Annotated in this window: 14 protein-coding genes, 1 tRNA gene and 1 pseudogene; 3 read left to right on the top strand and 13 right to left on the bottom strand. The window is 56.5% G+C overall.

Annotation, left to right across the window (positions count from 1 at the left end):
• Nucleotides 1–352: 352 nt before the first annotated feature.
• From HMPREF2129_RS09825 to gluQRS, 5 genes are all read right to left on the bottom strand, one after another.
• Nucleotides 353–3,478: a SpaA isopeptide-forming pilin-related protein gene (locus HMPREF2129_RS09825; RefSeq protein ID WP_034666128.1), complete on the bottom strand. Its 3,126-nt coding sequence runs from the start codon at nt 3,476–3,478 to the stop codon at nt 353–355.
• A 4-nt stretch (nt 3,479–3,482) separates the two neighbouring features.
• Nucleotides 3,483–4,307 carry an LPXTG cell wall anchor domain-containing protein gene (locus tag HMPREF2129_RS11070; protein ID WP_052093117.1) on the bottom strand — a complete coding sequence of 275 codons (825 nt, stop codon included), beginning with the start codon at nt 4,305–4,307 and terminating at the stop codon, nt 3,483–3,485.
• Entirely contained in the window at nt 4,300–5,181 is an 882-nt protein-coding gene (locus HMPREF2129_RS09815) for a class C sortase (protein WP_232218147.1), read from the bottom strand. The genes HMPREF2129_RS11070 and HMPREF2129_RS09815 overlap by 8 nt, the downstream gene beginning before the upstream one ends.
• A 132-nt stretch (nt 5,182–5,313) precedes the next feature.
• Nucleotides 5,314–6,783, bottom strand: coding sequence for a SpaH/EbpB family LPXTG-anchored major pilin (locus HMPREF2129_RS09810; RefSeq protein WP_034666125.1), 1,470 nt, complete (start codon nt 6,781–6,783; stop codon nt 5,314–5,316).
• A gap of 422 nt (nt 6,784–7,205) precedes the next feature.
• On the bottom strand, nt 7,206–8,129 hold the full coding sequence (gene gluQRS / locus HMPREF2129_RS09805) for a tRNA glutamyl-Q(34) synthetase GluQRS (RefSeq protein ID WP_034666134.1): 924 nt from the start codon (nt 8,127–8,129) through the stop codon (nt 7,206–7,208).
• Nucleotides 8,130–8,319: 190 nt separating this feature from the next.
• Between gluQRS and HMPREF2129_RS09795 the strand changes: the two genes are divergently transcribed.
• Both HMPREF2129_RS09795 and HMPREF2129_RS09790 read left to right on the top strand, forming a co-directional pair.
• Nucleotides 8,320–9,545 (top strand): IS3 family transposase gene (locus HMPREF2129_RS09795; protein ID WP_156959281.1). Its coding sequence is split into 2 segments (ribosomal slippage): nt 8,320–8,599 and nt 8,599–9,545, totalling 1,227 coding nucleotides; the frame shifts between segments, so codons are not numbered across the junction.
• 67 nt (nt 9,546–9,612) lie between these two features.
• The gene (locus HMPREF2129_RS09790) at nt 9,613–10,281 is read left to right on the top strand and encodes a queuosine precursor transporter (protein WP_034666120.1); all 669 of its coding nucleotides are present in this window, start codon (nt 9,613–9,615) and stop codon (nt 10,279–10,281) included.
• 353 nt (nt 10,282–10,634) lie between these two features.
• Here the strand turns inward: HMPREF2129_RS09790 and HMPREF2129_RS09785 are convergent.
• The 8 genes and pseudogenes from HMPREF2129_RS09785 to HMPREF2129_RS09750 form a co-directional block, all read right to left on the bottom strand.
• Nucleotides 10,635–10,781: pseudogene (locus tag HMPREF2129_RS09785) on the bottom strand (tRNA guanosine(34) transglycosylase Tgt); the annotation flags it as partial.
• 89 nt (nt 10,782–10,870) lie between these two features.
• Nucleotides 10,871–11,365 carry a DUF3800 domain-containing protein gene (locus HMPREF2129_RS10720; protein WP_156959280.1) on the bottom strand — a complete coding sequence of 165 codons (495 nt, stop codon included), beginning with the start codon at nt 11,363–11,365 and terminating at the stop codon, nt 10,871–10,873.
• A gap of 220 nt (nt 11,366–11,585) precedes the next feature.
• Nucleotides 11,586–12,839: a tRNA guanosine(34) transglycosylase Tgt gene (gene tgt / locus HMPREF2129_RS09775; RefSeq protein WP_034666114.1), complete on the bottom strand. Its 1,254-nt coding sequence runs from the start codon at nt 12,837–12,839 to the stop codon at nt 11,586–11,588.
• Nucleotides 12,836–15,241, bottom strand: coding sequence for an MMPL family transporter (locus HMPREF2129_RS09770; RefSeq protein WP_034666111.1), 2,406 nt, complete (start codon nt 15,239–15,241; stop codon nt 12,836–12,838). Before HMPREF2129_RS09770 ends, tgt begins: the two co-directional genes overlap by 4 nt.
• A gap of 94 nt (nt 15,242–15,335) precedes the next feature.
• Nucleotides 15,336–15,423, bottom strand: a tRNA-Ser gene (locus HMPREF2129_RS09765).
• A gap of 74 nt (nt 15,424–15,497) precedes the next feature.
• Nucleotides 15,498–15,710 (bottom strand): CsbD family protein, encoded by a 213-nt coding sequence (locus HMPREF2129_RS09760; RefSeq protein ID WP_034666108.1) that lies wholly within the window; start codon nt 15,708–15,710, stop codon nt 15,498–15,500.
• Between the two features lie 105 nt (nt 15,711–15,815).
• Nucleotides 15,816–16,244: a nucleoside deaminase gene (locus HMPREF2129_RS09755; RefSeq protein WP_034666105.1), complete on the bottom strand. Its 429-nt coding sequence runs from the start codon at nt 16,242–16,244 to the stop codon at nt 15,816–15,818.
• A gap of 29 nt (nt 16,245–16,273) precedes the next feature.
• Nucleotides 16,274–16,762 carry a tRNA adenosine deaminase-associated protein gene (locus HMPREF2129_RS09750; RefSeq protein WP_034666102.1) on the bottom strand — a complete coding sequence of 163 codons (489 nt, stop codon included), beginning with the start codon at nt 16,760–16,762 and terminating at the stop codon, nt 16,274–16,276.
• A 39-nt stretch (nt 16,763–16,801) separates the two neighbouring features.
• Between HMPREF2129_RS09750 and HMPREF2129_RS09745 the strand changes: the two genes are divergently transcribed.
• Entirely contained in the window at nt 16,802–17,860 is a 1,059-nt protein-coding gene (locus tag HMPREF2129_RS09745) for a prephenate dehydrogenase (protein WP_269544985.1), read from the top strand.
• Nucleotides 17,861–18,034 lie beyond the last annotated feature (174 nt).

Raw genomic sequence — 18,034 nt, 5'->3', positions numbered from 1 at the left:
CAGGTGGTGGGGTGTGATTGTGAACCAGAAGTAACGTTAGCAGCCACACTTGACGGGCCCCAGTAGCATAGTTCCACCCGTCAACGCGCATGAAGTACACGCCTCAGCACCGACGTGACGCCGCGAATCTCGTGATTGAGTCGTATCCAGCGTCCGATGGTGCAAGTCCTGTCGACTTCGTACACCACATCCTCCGTAAAATCCCTCAGCCCTACGCGGCCTGGGGGATACATTCTTTTCGCCCCCTGCCCCTTAGCCCTCCTCTGGCTTGCCCCAGAATGAATTGAAGGCTGTTTACCGGAATCGAAACCGGTAAACAGCCTTCATCGGTGGGTGCTGCCTTTATGCAGACCTATGTGAGCAAGCGCCTCCTAGAGCCCTGCGAAACGTAGGCCATGACCAGGCCTCCCAATGCCAGGACCATCAAACCGAGTGCTCCTTGGCGGTACAAGCCAGGTCCTCCTGTTTCTGGGAGGACGGGTTCTTCAACGTTGACAACGGTGATGGCAGCACCGTTTTCATTGTCTGAATCCGTTACCTTCTGCGCATGTGGGTCATCTGGGGCAAGAACCACGCCCCCAGTCGTCGGTTGGCTCAACAGCTTCAGCTGAGCCTTTCCGTCCGCACCACGAACAAACATGAACTCGATGGGTTCTGTGATGAGGTGGTAGCCAGCAGGAGCCTTCGTTTCCACCAGGATGTAGCGCTTGTCAAATTCAAGCTCGTCGACAGAGTATCCGTTCTCAGGGTTGGGGGTAATGTCCTGAACCTTCTTACCTCGGCCGTTAGGAGCCTTTTCGTCCTTTTCGTACAGGGCGAATTCCGCTCCTTCTAGCTTCTCGTAGTTACCCCGGCCATCTTTATCCGCCATCTTGAACAGCGCCAGAGAGGGCAACGGTTCTTTAGTCGAGTTGATAAACCTACATGTCACAGCCTTCAACCCAGGGGTGGTTGGGATTGTCAGCTTGCTCTCGCGGTCAGATTTCTCGGTCAGACCAGACAGTGCTTCTGTTGGCACTACCTTGTCGCCCTTATCCCAATTATCACCTTCAACGCATTTCAGAGAAGCCCTGTACTTCTCTGCATTCTCCTTCGACATGCTCTTACGCTCGCCCTCGGGCGTTTTGGTGCGGAAGCCTTCAAAAATTCCGTACTCCAGCCCAGGTTTAACAAAGTTGTAAGACACTTCTTTTTGGAGACCAGTCTCCGGGGTTGTAGCGAAAACAGGAGGCATCGAATAGGAGCGAGAGTTTGTAAATGGTGATTTCTCTAGAAACGCCCCAAGTTCAAACTGGTCATTTGAGTCAAGGCGCTTCCCGACAACCTCTTTCTCGATCTTCAGAATGACCTCATTATACGGTCCCGCATCATAAACCGCTGTAGCTCCCCATAGGGATTCACCGGGTTTAAAAATACCGTACACGGTGCTTTCCACTGTGGCTTTCAGAGGCTCGCCTTCGATCGTATAACCTCCTTTTCCGTCCGGAACGAGGTGGGACCACACAAGGCCCGAGTTTGCGTTTGGATCATTAGTTCCGTCGGTTTGTGTCGAAAGAATGAAATCACCAAAGCGCCCCATGCCATAGGTTGGACGAGGAAGCTTCCCTATCACGATTCCTTCATTAGACCGCCCGGCCGCTGGATTACCAGGCTCCTTAGCCGGCCACTGGACAAGCATGGATGGACCCGTAGAATCGAAAGCATCTGTAGTGCCAGCACCAAACAAACTACCGTCAGGCCCGACAAAGAAGTCACCTGCCGAAGTTAACTGTATTTGTCTGCCGCCTAACAAACCACCTGGCACTGTAGGCCATTTTAGGTCCAGTTTTTCAATGTCTTTGCCTTTACCAAGTTCACATGTGGATTTCAATGCAGGATCTTTCACACAGGAAGGATCCATTTTCCAAATGTTGTTCTCTTTTGGCGTTGAGAAAATCAACTTACCGTCGTAGTCGAAGGTCAAGGCATTCAGCTGCTTTGTACCACCTGCGGCGGCATCCCCGTATGGGAGGTTAAATGTACCGCGACCAACAAGAGCACCCGTACGAGCATCGAATTTGTCCATCACGTGGCTACCAGCTGCTCTATATTCGACAGCATAAAGGTACTTACCATCCGGTGTTACCGCGATATCACCGTAATCCCTTCCAGTAGGGAATTGTCGGCCAACCTTGATGGTTTTGAAATCATCGGAAAAGTCATATCGAGTGAACTGTGTTTTCGTATTAACCCAGTAGGTGTTGGCCGTTGGAGTTCCAGACAGCCCTGAATCTGGTTCAACTTCGTAGTTATCGCGTGTCAGCTTGTACCGAACGGTCAAGGTGTCGCCGTTCTTAATCTGCTGCTTATTCCGCGAGGTCAAACCCCAGGTTGACTTCCACTCATCATAGGGGCCACCTTCGCTTTTTGTATCTACGCTATGGCCAACTAACGGGGTGAGGGCCCTTTTCTGTTCCGTCAATGACTTTTCTGGGTTCCCATCTTTATTGTCGTTGAGCCACAAGTATGGCAGGGCTTCCAATGAGGCACTATCGTTACCGCTTTGGAGGGTGAACCACTTCCGCGGGTTAAATTTGAGATTTTCAAAAGGCCCATGCAAATCGGACAAACCGTCGACTTGGAACGTGAAACGAATAACCGCTACCTTGCCGTCATCTTCCTCTGGGACAATTTCTGTCAGCTTGAACGTAGGATTTTTGCCGATAGAAAAGTTGTTGATGTCAGCAGCGCCACCTTCGAACTCGTCAATTTTGTCCATGCCAGAGAAATCCACTGATCCTTCGGTGGCCTTCGCTTGGCTCCGGAAAAACTCCGGGGAAAACTCCGGCGCGTCTTCCAGTTTCTCGTTCGAGGTTTCGAGGCTCCATGATTGTTCGGTGATGTCGCTGCCAGGTGCGACCTCAATGTCCACCTCGATGATGTTTGGATCGGCGACGGTGGCCGGACGCTCCAGGCTGAGGATCTGCCGGTCCTGCTGATCTTCACTCTTTGAAAGACCAACCAGTGTCTCGTTAATGCGCGCCTCACGCACACCTACCGGGGCGCCGGAGTCCTTGCGGACGAGGCGGATGTACTTATCCTGACCAAGCGTGGCCGCAGATGCCTTCACCGCCAACGTGTAAAGGTCGCCCTGGGCACTCATCCCCTTCGGCACCAGGATGACCATGCCAGAAGGCGCGGACTTCAGCGCATTAGCAACTTTGTCTTGGGTGCCCAAAGTCCCAAGGTTGGGACCAATGATGTCGCCGTCCTGCGTATCCGCTTTCTTAGCAGAATTATTCCCAGTTGCCGCGGGCGCAGTTGGGGCAGCACTTGGCTGGGATGTCGCTACTGCCTGAGAGGCTGGTGCCTCGACGGCGTCGGTTGCTGTCACGTTTTGGGATAACGCAGCCGGCGCGACACCACCAATGAGTAGGACACCGACTGTCGAAATTGACCATAGAAGTCCCCGCACGCGGGTGTGTGAACGTTGAGTCATCGTCCTAGCTCCTTTGACTTTCGGTATCTTGCTGTGCCCTGTTTGGCTTGCGTAGAACTGTTACGCCCACGCCGATCAGCACAAGGCCTAAGGCGAGAATCCCTAGTACGCTGGCACCGGTTTCTGGCAGCCAAATGCGTTTCGACGGGGGCACCTCCTCACCCGGCGGTACAGGAGTTGTCGGCGTTGTCGAAGGCGTTGGTGTGCCCGGCGGCACTGTTGGGGGTTTCGTCGGTGGTGTTGTCGGCGGCACCGTCGGAGGGGTGCTTGGCGGAGGTGTCTGCGGCTCCGGCTTCGTCACAATCACAGAGTCGTATGTGAATTCACAGCTCTTTGGGTCACCAACCAGCGGGAGCATGACCAGCATCGGGCGGGACTGGCGGTAGTTGTACTTGCCGTCCTCAGGCACCGTTTCCGTGAGGAGGTAGATGCCGGGTTTCAGGCCTTTGAAGAATGCGATTCCGCTGCTGTTCGTTTCAGCCTCGACCGCTTCCCCCAGGCCAAGTGCTTTTGCCTCCTCAACAGTGAGTTGCGAGGCCTTTTTGCGTGCTTCAACCGTGGAGAAGTCTGCGTTCACCCGCTGCAAGCGGAAGACCATCCCGGAAACCGGGCCGAAAGGCAATTGACCCGGCTCCACAGCATCAAACTTGTTCGGAGCGGTTTTCCGCACCTGCAAGTTTGACAGCTTTGAAAAATCAATGTCGTTCACCGGGGCGCACTGGGAGTTAGCGCCCGTGGCAACGCGGTCGTCGGCAAATGCGGCGGGGCTGCCGCCCATCATCGTGATAGCTACAGCGCACATAACCGCTGCGCAGCGTTTATTAAACATGGCTACGGGCCTTCCTAATCTCCCTCATCACCCAGTAGGTCAATGCGCCGATAACCACGAGCCCAAACAGGCTCAAGGCAATCATCCACCACTGAATTGTGCGACCGGATTTATCGATCGCCTCTTTATCCATTGCGTCAAGGGGCACTCGCTTCGCGTGCACCAGCAAACGGTGTGTGTTCACCCCGTAAGGAGTGCACGTAATCAATGTCACGAGGTCTTCGCCCTCTACCGGGGTCAAACCGGTCACTTCCGTCGGCAAGACAATTTCGGTGTCGAAGACCTCATATTTGAGCGTTTCACCGAAGGTCTCCACATAGATGGCGTCGCCTTTTTCCACCTGATCCAGGTCATCAAAAAGCGTCGCATTCGTGAGCCCGGTGTGTCCGGTAATGACTGTTCTCATACCTTTGCCGCCAACCGGAAGTGCGGACCCATAAAGATGGCCCAACCCTTTCTGAAGGGTGGATTCCGCAGTCCCGTGATAGAGCGGAAGTTTTACATCAATACTCGGGATGGTGACACGTGACATTGCGGTCGCGCCACTTAATTGCTCCAAGTACTCGTTATAGCCCTCATTATCAGGACTAATGCGCGCCAACCACGGGTCAAGCACCGGCTGCCCAGCGTGCTCCGCGTTGTACGCGTGCGCTTTATCCACAGCCGCCTTCAGCTCAACAGGATCAACGTCTTGGAACTGCTCTACGTATTCCTCAGCGATCTTTTGCTGCTGCATGTTGTTCACAACAGTGGCTACTACGGGGTACAGAACAATCGCAACGCCGATCAGAACGATGACCACGGGGGCCATAATCTTCGCCACACGATGAGATTTCATCACCTGTGGCGGCTGATCTGTTGACAGCACGGACATACCTTGACCTTTAGTAATGCGTATTGAAAAAGTGGCGGGGATTTTTGGTAAAGGAGCCTCCCCGCGTGGGCTTCTCGACGGCTCTACCTCGTCGAAGTATCACCGTCAGGAACTGCTAGCTCAGCAGAGGTTTTAGGCAGCAGAGGTGTTGCGGCGTGCAACGTAGGTACCGCCACCAATCACGAGCATGCCCAGGACAACCAGCAGACCGATACCAATGCCACCGGTGTTCGGCAGCAAGGTCTTGTGGTTTTCCATCTTGATGCCGTAGGTGTAATTACCCTTCGTGTCAATATCACGCTGCGCCTTGCCGTCTCCCTTGGTCAGGATGAACGGGATCAGCGTGTTATCCAGCTGGAAGCCCTTCGGAGCCTTCGTCTCCTGTGCGCAGTACTGCACAATCGGGCTCAGTTCCTTGCCATCAGCAAAGTCGGATGCGTGGATGCCGGTGATGAGGATATTGCCCTCTTTATCCGTGGTCCACTTCGTCTGGCCGTTCACGGTGAGTGCTCCACCGTTGGCCTTGTAGCCGGAATCCTTATCTCCCTCACAACGGACGATCTGGAACTCTGCGCCCTCCAGACCCGAACTGTCAGCAGAATCGATCTTCTTGATGTTGAGCTTGCCCCAGTAGGTCTTTACCTCGTTGGAGTCACGCTTGTGCTCACCTTCACCAACACCGTTGTTGAAGTAAAGCGTCGACTTGTTCGGAATCACCTCAACATCTGCCGGTGCCTTGGCCTTGATACCCACCTTGACGGACTGGCCAGCCTTGCGAGCTGCCTCAAGCTTGCCCATTGCGGTGTCCTTGAACTTGACATTGACCTTATGAGGATTGCCCGCGGTGATTTCCACCTCGTAATCCGCATCGGTCAGAGTCTGACCGGTGCCGGTCAGTTCAACGGTGATGTCTTCCTTCTTCGGAGCTTCCAGCTTGCCGTCCAGGTTGTCCTCTACGCGGTAGGAAACAAGCTTGTCCTTGTCGGAAGCCGGTGCCGGGATAGAAGCAGTAATGGTGTAGTCGTAGGTGTGACCACCGTGAGCGTCAGCGTCCTTCACTTCCTTGGTCACGCCAGCTTCGGTGTTCTTCGGGTACACGACCACATTATTGATGGAGGTTGTGCCATCCGCGGCCGTTGCCGGAACAGAAACCAGGAAATCTGGTCCCGGGACATACTTAGGGTCCGGAACTTCATCTTCGTGCACTCGGTACACGCCAGCCGGCAAGTTCTCGAACTTGATCTTGCCGTCTGCGCCTGTCGCGCCCGTGGCGGTGTGTCCACCAGGAACAACAGTCGCCTTCGAAGCATTGTTCATGTCGGCACCCTTAGCCGGTGTCACCTGGGTAATGGTGAACTTGAAGCCTGCAGGTGCATCTGCGCCTGGAATGCCGGTCTTCAGCTCGGAGCCGTCATAGCCCTCAACTTTTTCGGCAGCGCCAATGCGCTTATGAATGGTCAAGCTGTAGGTGGCTGCCTGCTGCTGCGTGTTGGTGGCGCCGTCGGCCGGGTTCTCCTGCGCGATTGCGGCAGGCAGAACTCCGCCCATAGCTACGACGGTGGTTGCGACAGAGGCAACCAGGCACCGTTGGAAAGTATTCATCTAAACCTCACTCAGGTTGGTGGCCATGCGCGTTGACGTATCTCGACGACGCTCCATTGATGAACTGGCCATGGAAACAAACTGTGTAGAACCCAGACGACATCTAGGCTGCACAACAAACGCTAAACCCATCCGGTTAACTTGTCAATTGCCTGTGATTTAGATTGACACCCCCGCATAGTAGATCCTTCAACAATTTGTTGTTTAGACACCTCTAAGGAATCTATGCCGAATTACAGGAATTGCACAAATGTCAGTAATGAACATTATATTCCCATTACAAAGCACTATTCCTGGGTTAACAAACGGGTAAGTAAGACGTTCCTCTGACCCGCAGAAACCGAATCCATTGCCTTTAATGCAATGTGCAGAAAAATCAGTTTCCATATTGTCTGCACATACAGAAATCTAATGTTTTCACGTTAAATCCACATGTAATTCTCAGGGAGTAGTTTGTCTGGATCAAATTTTTCCAACAACTCGTTTACGCTGCAAGCACCCCCAATGCCCAACGAGGCAGCAATCTGGCCAACCACGTCGGCTGCAGTCGCACCAGGGTTGTCTGCCATCATCTCCCTCAGCGTGACCGCACCATCACGCTTGGCTAACCGCTCCCCTTTCGCGTTCACCACCAGAGGAACATGAACGTACTGTGGTTGTGGCAGACCAAGCTCATGTGCGAAATACGCCTGCGCTGGTGCAGAGCCCAAAAGATCAACACCCCGCACAATCTGATCCACATTCTGGAAACCATCATCAACCACGACAGCCAAGTTGTACGCCCAATCCCCCGCCTGCGCTTGATTCACGTTCCCGCCACGCTTCAAAATCACGTCATCGACCGGGCCGGTGAACTCCCCCTTGTAATAGTCCGTGACAGTCCACTCCGTGGCATGTGCGCGCAGCCGAATCGCAGGAAGGCGCCCCTGGGCGGCGAGCTGGGAACGTCGAAAAGCACGCTGCTCTTCTGAAAGCTCCCGGCACGTACCTGGATACATCCCCCGCTGAACATGCGGTGCAGACGCGGCCTCCCGAATATCACGACGAGAGCAAAAACACTCATACGTATCCAACCTTGCCAACGCCTCCGCATACGCCACACCACGCTCATGCTGATACATCACGGGCTCATCCCACTCAAGCCCCAACGCAGCCAAGTCCTCCAACTGACGGCGCGCCGACTCCACACTCGAACGCTCCGAATCCACATCCTCCACCCGCACGAAAAAAGCCCGACCCGACTGACGCGCAAACAACCACGCGAGAACCGCCGTACGAAGATTGCCAAAATGAAGATCCCCACTCGGACTCGGAGCAAAACGGCCAGCGGGACGTGAATACTGCATGTGCGCCATAATATTGCGCCACGCACACGTCAAGCATTAATGCTTCTCGGCGTACCCCAGCCCACCCAGCAAAGCCCCGATGGCGCTCACTTTTAATGAGCGCTCATTAATATTGATCAAGGACCAATATGCCAACATCCTGAAGCGTCCTGGGTTTAGTTCCTATCTCTGCTAAGGAAGGATTTGGACTATGCCTAGAAAGTATTCCGTTGAGTTTAAGGAGAAGGCGGTCCATCAGATCATTGAAATGGTCCGCTTGGAGTCCTGCTCACTGCAACGCGCGTACGAGGAAGTCGGTGAGCTACTTGGTGTCTCCCACCATACGTTGCGGGCTTGGTACCGTGACAGTGCTTCAGTACGTGATGACTCTGACGCTTCAGGTGGCGAGACAATGGAAGAAGAGCTCAAGCGTCTGCGCCGCGAAAACCGCGAGCTGAAACGAGCAAACGGGATTCTTAAGACTGCTTCGGCTTTTTTCGCAGCGGAACTCGACCGACCCACGACCAAATGATCTCCTATATCGACGCGTATAAAGATCAGTTTGGGGTCGAGGCCATCTGCCGAGTCCTAAAACAAGCAGATCGTGGATTCATCACCTCACGCGGCTACCGCAAAGCCACCACACGCGTGCCCAGTGCAAGGACCTTAAGCGATAGCCTGCTCATCCCAGAAATACAGCGTGTACATGCGGAGAACTTCTCGGTCTACGGTATCCGCAAAATGTGGCACGCGATGAACCGCGAAGGCTTTCATATCGGCCGCGACAAGACCGCACGTCTGATGAAGCTAGCAGGTGTTTCCGGCCGCAGACGCGGACGAACCCCGGTCACCACGATCAGCCCTAAAGTGCGGGATCATCGTCCGGACCTAGTACAGCGAAACTTTCATGCACACGCACCGGGCAGGCTGTGGGTTGCCGATATTACCTATGTTCGCACCCTGTCAGGATTCGTCTACACCGCGTTTGTCGTGGATGTCTACAGCCGAAAAATAGTCGGTGTTGCGACACGCTCGACGATGCGTACCGATGCGCTGCCGATACAGGCCTTGGAGCACGCGTTAACCACTGCAGGACAAATCCATGGAAACCAGCTGATTCACCATAGTGATCGGGGCAGCCAGTACGTGTCACTGAAGTATTCCACCGCTCTAGCTGAATTCGGAATCCGGCCAAGTGTCGGAACAGTCGGCGATTCTTATGACAATGCTCTAGCCGAAACAGTTAACGGTCTCTACAAGGCGGAACTGATTCATCCTCAAGGTCCGTGGACATCGGTCGGAGAAGTCGAACTGGCCACCTTACGGTGGGTGCATTGGTGGAACACCACGCGGCTTCATGAAGCATTGGATTACGCCGCCCCACAGGAAGTAGAAACCGAGTACCATCTCACCCAACCCATCAACACAGGGTCGTAAAAGAAGCGGAACTAAACCCAGGACGCTTCAAACTCACTTCTTACCGAAGTATGCAATGATATTGCGCATGCCCAACCCCATTTCCCACACCGTCGCACGCTCCCCGTACCCATACCTGCTCGCAGTATTCTGCGCAGTCTTCCTCATATCCAACATCACCGCCCAAAAAGGCGTCGAACTAGGACCCCTCGTCACCGATGGCGCATTCTTCCTATTCCCCATCTCCTACATCATCGGTGACGTAATTGCGGAGGTCTACGGATTCAAAGCAGCTCGCCGCGCCATATTCACCGGCTTTGGTATCGCCCTGCTGGCAGTGGCGTCCTTCTACATCGCCATCTGGCTGCCCGCCGCAGATTTTTACGACATGCAGGACACCTTCTCCGCCGTCTTAGGTCTGCTGCCACGCATCATCCTGGCATCCCTCACCGGATACGTCGTGGGACAGCTCCTCAACGCGTGGGTTCTACAAAAGATGAAAGACCGCTTCGGCAGCGACCGCCTCTGGGCACGCCTCATCGGCTCCACCATCGTCGGCGAATTCGCCGACACACTACTGTTCTGCTCCATCGCCGCTGGCGTCATCGGGGTTGATTCCGTTGGCACATTTATTAACTACGTCGTGGTCGGCTTCCTGTGGAAGACCCTCATGGAAGTTGTCCTGCTGCCAATCACCTACCCCACCATCGCCGCCGTACGCCGAGCTGAGGAACGTGCGAGTGCAGTAACTGCGTAGATTTAATGCTCGCACTGCCGCGCCGAACCACGCGGGCTGCAGCCGATTCTGATTCGCGATACGGACCAACAAAGTCCTCAAAATTCATCGTGCTCACCGCAACTCAACCTAGCAGTATGACCCCTCACGGACTTCCAGCCAGCGTATCAAGCACGAGACTCATAGGTCCGGAACCCTAGGTGTAAAACCCTTACGGACCGGTTCGAATTCGACCTACTCTTCGATGTGAAGGCGGCTCACCCAATTGGTCTTGTCCCCCCACGGTTTCCGCATAGAGCTCTGCTCACAACAGCTCATAAGAAACGCGCCCACGGTCCGTGATCACTACCGGCCCATCTCCTGTAGTCGCACATCTACACCCGAGGACGTTTAGCACCCGCGTAATAGCGCCCAAGGAACTCATCCCGGTAGGCCTCATAATCCTCGGCGTCGACGGCGGCGCGAATGTTGTCCACCAGCCGCACCATGAACTCCACGTTGTGGATGGTGCACAGGGTGCCGACTGACTTTGCATAGCACGTTCTGGAGTCTGTATAATCCAAGGTGCAGACCCCCTCCGCACGTGTGGATTAAGGGGGTCTAGCTATATCTAAAGTTCCCGTGGTGCACGGAAAGGGTCACGTGGCGCGAGATAATCGCGGTACCAATTGTGGGCGAATTCATGCTTCGGAACCCTCATTAATGAAGCGTTCGCACTCCATGCAATATGATCGGCCATCTGCACTAATTGCGAAGTCTTAGAATCCAAAAAGATCGGATCCGCGATCACATGTCGACTTTGCCGTGGTAGTTCACGGTGCGCCCTACGAAATATTTTCTCGGTGCCATCACCGTCCATGAATACCATTGCCAGTTCACCAGTCTTCTCTAATGAGGCTTCCACTTCGAGTAGCCAGTCAGCGTAGAGCGCATCCTTAGTTGCATGAAGATTGTTAGGCTCCCCCCGCCGGAAAATCGATCCCACCTTCAGCCCACGGCAAGAACTAATGGTTTTCAAGCCTTCAAGCGCTACAGTCACACCAAACTCTTTCCAATCGCTGACTCCGTCTACTGAAACAAATTCCTCAGGGATTTTGTTTTGCAATGCGACCTCTTCCTAAAACGAACTCCGTCATATGAAGCTCCTTTGACACCGGAACCGAGTATTTCTGATCCATTCGCTTGCGATGTGTTAACCAGGCGCCAAGTACCTCAGCCCAGTCCCACGGGGCTACCTCAATCCAGGCAAACACTGCTAACCCGGTCTTTGGGTCACCGGAATCGTCCATGTAGATCAACCGGTTCAGGCCACGCGGCATGGTCCTCTACTTTCGTTGCCCCGCGTAGTAGCGCCCAAGGAACTCGTCCCGGTAGGCCTCATAATCCCCGGCGTCGATGGCGGCACGAATGTTGTCCACCAGCCGCACCATGAACTCCACGTTGTGGATGGTGCACAGCGTGCCGGCGAGGAATTCTTTCGCACGCAGCAGGTGGTGGATGTAGGCGCGGGAGTAATTCTCTGAGACGTAGCCGCCGAACTCCTCGTCCACACCAGTGAAATCGCGGCGGAAACGCGCGGCCATGAGATTCATCCGGCCATCGAGGGTGTACACGCCGCCGCGGCGGCCGAGGCGGGTGGGGGCGACACAGTCGAAGGTGTCAGCACCGGCCTCAATGGCGGTGAACAGGTCATCGGGCTCAGAGATACCCAGTAGGTGGCGGGGCTTATCCGCAGGCAGTTCATCAGTGACCCAGCCGACGATCGTGCCCAGGTTCTCCTTTTCCAGGGCACCGCCAATGCCGAAGCCACCGAAGCCGCGGCGACCTGCAGCACGAGCTTCCTCATCAAGAGCGAGCAGACCCCGCGTTGCTTGTCTACGCAGATCCTCATACTGCGCCCCCTGCACCACGCCCCACAGGGATTGAAGTGGTTTGTCCGGCCGGGCATGGGTGAGGCGGTCGTGCTCCAGCAGACACCGGCGTGCCCACTGGTGGGTGCGTTCAACGGATTCTTCCTGGTAGGCACGGGTGTCCACGAGAGTGGTGAGTTCGTCGAAAGCAAACATGATGTCCGCACCCAGCTGGTGCTGGATCTGCATGGACACTTCCGGGGTGAAGCGGTGGGTGGAGCCGTCGATGAAGGATTTGAAGTCCACCCCGTCATCGTCAACACGCGCCATGCGCTCTTTGTTGGCGGCGCGAATGTCCTCATCAGTCAGCCCAGCAACATCCATAGCCAGGACCTTTTTGAAACCAACGCCCAAGCTCATCACCTGAAAACCACCAGAATCGGTGTAGGTGGGGCCATGCCAATTTTCAAAGGTGGCCAGCCCGCCAGCCTCATCAACAATGTCGGGGCCAGGCTGAAGATAAAGGTGATACGCATTAGACAAAATGGCCTGCGCACCGGTGGAGTGGATCTGTCCCGGAGTCAACATTTTCACCGTGGCCTTCGTCGCCACCGGGATGAACGCGGGAGTGTGAATATCACCGTGCGGAGTGTGGATGGTGCCGGTGCGGCCGTGGCGGCCTGGCGCGCTGAAAAGCGTTGTGCGCACGTCAAACGTGGTGTCGGTCATGCGGGAACTCCTTGGGATTCAAACTGGCGCTCGAGCGCTTCGCCCTCAACGTCCAGGTTGGGCAGGATGCGGTCGAGCCACGCGGGCATCCACCAGGCGGTGGTGCCAAGCAGGAACATGGTGGCGGGGACGAGGGCCATGCGGACAAAGAATGCGTCGAAAAGCACGGCGGCGCCGAGCGCGAAGCCGAAGATCTGGATGAACGGCAACGGCTGATCGATGAAGGCGACGAAAACAGAGATCATGATGATCGCCGCGGCCGTGACCACGCGCGCGCCACGGACGAAACCTTCGACGGTGGAATGTTCCACGGCCGCGAGGATCGCATCAGCACCATCACTTGCTTGTCTGCGCCGCGTGTACTCCTCCCTCATCCTCGTAACCAAGAACACCTGATAGTCCATGGCCAGGCCAAAGGTGACACCGATGAGCAGGATCGGAAGGAAAGACAGAATCGGGCCGGGTGTGTTGACCAGGCCGGTGACACCGTTCTGGAAAACCTGAACCGTGACGCCGAAGGCCGCGCCCACGGAGAGCAGGAAGCCCAGACCGGCAACAAGAGGCACGAGCAGGGAGCGGAAGACGAGGACCAGCAACACGATGGCTAGGCCCACCACGATGGCCAGGTAGAGCGGCATTGCGCCGGCAAGCTCTTCGGTGATGTCCATCTGCACGGCGGTGAAACCTGTGAGCCCGATATCCGCCCCAATTGCGTCCTCAATCTCCGCGTCCGTTTCACGCAGGGCATGCGCCATATCGACGGTGTACTGATCATCCGGACCAGTCGCCGGAGTGGCCAGGATCTGCGCAGCCATCATGTCATCGCTCACACCCACAAGCTGGGCATGGATGATGCCGTTGACGCTGCCGGCGCGCTCCATCGTATAGATGAAGGACGCCAGCGCCGCCTTCTTCTGGTCACTGTCCACCGCCTCATCCGGTATGGAGTCCATGTACGGCTTCAGGGCCTCCGACTCCGGGTTAGCGCCGTGGCCATCCACAATGAGCAGGAACGGCGAGTTCACGCCCGGGCCGAAACCCTCCGCCATAAGGTCAGCAGATTTGCGCTGGGTGGTGTCTTTATCCCCGTTCGCATCCGACGGCAACGACATCTCCATCCCCAAAACCGGGACACTCAAACCACCAAGAATAAGAACCACAGCCACCATGACCAATGCCGGAGCACGCTTGATGGTGTTGATCCAACTGCGGCCAAGGGAGCGAGCGTTCAGGTCCTTTGCCGGACGCTTTCCTGGGCCAGGATGGCCGGCGAGACCAGGGACCTTGCCGGCAAACATCTTATCCCCCAAGAGGCCCATCAGCGCCGGCAGCAACGTGATGGCCACGAGCACCGCAATGACCACCGTGACAGCGGCGGACAAACCCATCCAGGTAAGGAACTCAATACGGGCGAGCACCAACGCCACCAACGCGGTGAACACCGTAGCACCAGCAAACACCACCGAGGATCCAGCCGTACCCACCGCCAAACCGGCGGCTTCCGGGCCGGGCAGGCGGCGGCGTTCCGCGCGGTAGCGGGAGAGAATGAACAAGGCGTAGTCAATACCAACAGCCAGGCCAATCATCACCGCCATGGTCGGCGTGACCTCATTGAGCTCCACCCACCGGGTAGCCAGAAGGGTGAGGAAGGTACCCAGCCCCACACCCAGCACCGCAGTAATCACCGGCATACCGGCAGCAACCAGGGAACCAAAGGTGACAATCATGACCACAAAGGCCACTGCGATACCCACCACCTCAGAGGTGGCCTTAATCTCAATCGGGTCACCAAAACCAGGCCCCCCGGCCTCCACCTGCAAGCCCGCGTCACGGCCAATACGCAGCGCCTCATCAACCACCTCACGTTCCTCATCAGTGACCTGCAAGGAAGTAGCCGCACCGAATTCAAAAGTGGTGTAGCCAATCCGGCCATCATCCGAAAGCAAACGCACATTATGCGCATCCGCCTCAGCGCGCTCCTCCGGCATACCCATCTGCGTCATCTGGGACACAATCTCATCCGTGAGCTGCCGGTTCACCTCAACCGGATTACCAAAACGTTGCGTACCCGTGAGCCCATCCAAGTTGTCGCGGATAAAGCCCACCGTGGCATCAATCGCCTGCATATTCTGCGGCTCATCCAGGCGCTGCCCCTCCGGCGCGGCAAACACAAGATTCACCCCCGGCGCCTGCACCGGATCAGACTGATCCGGGAAATTCTTCTGCAACGACACCAGCGCATCAATCGCCGGAGTTCCCGAAATAGCAAAATCCGACGACAGCGGCTTCATCAAACTCAACGCGCCCGCCATACCAGCCGCAAACAGAATCACCCAGGCGACAAGGACCTTCCACTTGTTCAGGAAGGACCACTTACCCAGCCGGTAGAGGATCGTCGCCACAAGGGGCTCCCTTCACATGAAAAAAGTTCGTGGTCTAGCGGTAAAAACGGCGATTATCCACCGAATTTTACCCAAACCACGAACTTCTTGAAACTGGCGGTAGCGGCGGGATTTGAACCCGCGGAGGTTTTACCCTCACTCGCTTTCGAGGCGAGTACCTTCGGCCGCTCGGACACGCTACCGCCACACAGACTAACGGCAACGCGACCGGGGAACCAAATTTCTTCGGCCCTCCGGTCGCGTTAACGGAAGAAGCTTAATTCTCTTCGCGCTTGTCCTGAATCTTGGCAGCAACTTCGTTGAACTTGTCCTTCACAGCCTCTCCAGCCTCGGACACCTTCTCACGGACCTCACCAGCAAGCTGGTCGAACTTACCCTCGTTCTCCAAGCCCTTATCGTCGGTCAAGTTGCCCAGAGCTTCCTTGCCCTTGCCCTTGAGCTGGTCAGCGGTAGCTTCAAAATCAGCCATGATCTCTCCTTCTAAATCTCGTTTGTAACAGTGGCCCCCATGGTAGGGATGAACACCTGCCCAATGTGTAACAATTCAGTGTCAATCCACACAGAAAGGCCCTGATCAGCGTAAACGCTCAAAAAATCCCGCCAACAAACCAGCGGTTTCCGCCTCCAGGACACCGCCGCGCACTTCGACGGTGTGGAGGTGGGTGGGGTCCCGCAATACGTCGATAAGCGAACCGACTGCCCCCGTTTTTGGCTCATACGCACCGAAAACAAGCGAGCTCACACGCGCACCCAGCACAGCACCCGCACACATCGTGCACGGCTCAAGCGTGACCACGAGCTCACACCCATCCAACCGCCACGTGCCTAACGCCTCCGCCGCAGCACGCATAGCGACGATCTCCGCATGCCCCACCGGGTCCTGATCACACTCACGCCGATTCGTCCCCGCAGCTACCTCGCGGCCATCCGGGCCGTAGACAACTGCACCGACCGGAACATCCCCCGGTGGCGTTGTACGCGCGACCTCAATAGCGCGGCGCATCCGTTCTTCCGCGCGACGTTGGGGCTCACTCACCGGAGCACGGCATCCAACGCATCGGCGAAGCCAAGCTCCTCCGCGATGGCCTCAATGATGGCGGAGGGGTCTGACATCGGATCATCCACGAGCACCGCAAGGACCTCCTCCGACAAACCAATATCCTCCAAAATGGCAAAATCTCCATCAGCCCAACCGTCAACATTATCCAGCTCATCCGGAGCAATATCCGGAACCTCCAAGCCAGCCTGATCACAAATATCGGCCGCGAAATCATCATCCACAGCCATCGTGACATCCGAGATGAGCACGCGGATACGCGACGGGCCAGGCCGAACGATGACGAGGTACTCCTCCTCCACGTTGAGTAGCGCGAACGCCGCCCCCTCACTCCGCAGACTCCGAACCGCCTGGACAGAGGTCTTTAACGTCTCAAAAGAGTCCTCAAACTCCGCCACACGCCAACCACCATCACAGCGCGCAACCGTCACCGCAAAGCCATCCTCAAAGCCCGCCTCACTCATGCCTAGTGAGATTACTCGCGTTATGGAAAACTTGGGAGAGTGATCGACCAACTCCGCCCAGACTCAATCTCCAGCGCCCAACGCGCCCTCCCACCCATCTGCATCGTGGGCCTAGGACTCATCGGCGGATCCATCATGCGCGACCTCGCAGCCGAAAACATCACCGTCTTCGGCTACACCCACACCAAAGCCGGCGTCCGCGCCGCCACCCGCGAAGGCTTTGACGCACACAACGACCTCACCGCAGTACTCTCCCGCGCCTCCTCCACCAACGCCCTCATCATCATCGCCGTACCCATGCACGCCGTCGCCGACATCCTCGACGCCATAGCCATGTACGCGCCTAACTGCGGCATCACCGACGTCGTCAGCGTGAAACAAGGAGTCTACGAACTCATACAAGAACGCGACATGCAAATACGCTACGTCGGTGGCCACCCCATGTCCGGCACCGAAGACTCCGGCTGGGGCGCCTCCAAAAAAGGCCTCTTCAAACGAGCGGCCTGGGCCATCACCTACGACTACGCCGTAGAATGCGAAGAAGCTGGCCACTTCATCCCCCACAACTGGATCGAACTCTTCTCCTACGTATGCAAACTCGCCCGCATCTGCGGCGCTGAAGCCGTCCCCGTCTCCGTGGCCAAACACGACGAAGCCGTCGCCCGCGTCTCCCACCTCCCCCACGTCCTCGCAGAAGCACTATCCATCGTCGGCGACCGCGGCGGCACCCTCGCCCAATCCCTCGCCGCCGGCTCCTTCCGCGGCGCCACCCGCGTGGCCAGCACCGAACCTGAACTCGTCCGCGCCATGTGCGAAACCAACGCGAATGCCGTGGTGAAAACCCTCGACGAAATCCTCGAACTGCTTCACAGCGCCCGCCAAACCCTCGCCGCACCCACCCCCTCCATCGAACAACTAGCCGGCGCCGGCTACCGCGCCTCCACCCGCATGGGCGCCCGCCACGGCGCCCGCATCGAATCCGTCTCCCCCATCAAGATTTCTTCCCGCCCCGTCATGCGCGTCCAACTCGGCGCACCCGGCTGGGTCAAAGCACTCCAACAAACCGAATCGCTCGGCGGGCGTATCGACGTGTTCTAAAGCCCAGTTCTAAAACCCACGCCGGCTCAAAACCCAGACTTTGGCGCATGAGCCGTTCATCGTGGAATCTTCCAAGCTTCCGCCCGCCCGGCATGGCAGAGCGCGGCCTAACTTTTTTCGGTTTGTAGGGAACCGGGCTGTTTGTGCTGGATCTGTGGCTTCTTCGCGTGTTCT

The organism is Corynebacterium tuscaniense DNF00037 (assembly GCF_000759055.1).
GTDB classification, from domain to species: Bacteria; Actinomycetota; Actinomycetes; order Mycobacteriales; family Mycobacteriaceae; genus Corynebacterium; species Corynebacterium tuscaniense.
Note: the sequence above shows the minus strand (reverse complement) of the source record. Positions and strands in the feature narration are given on the sequence as shown.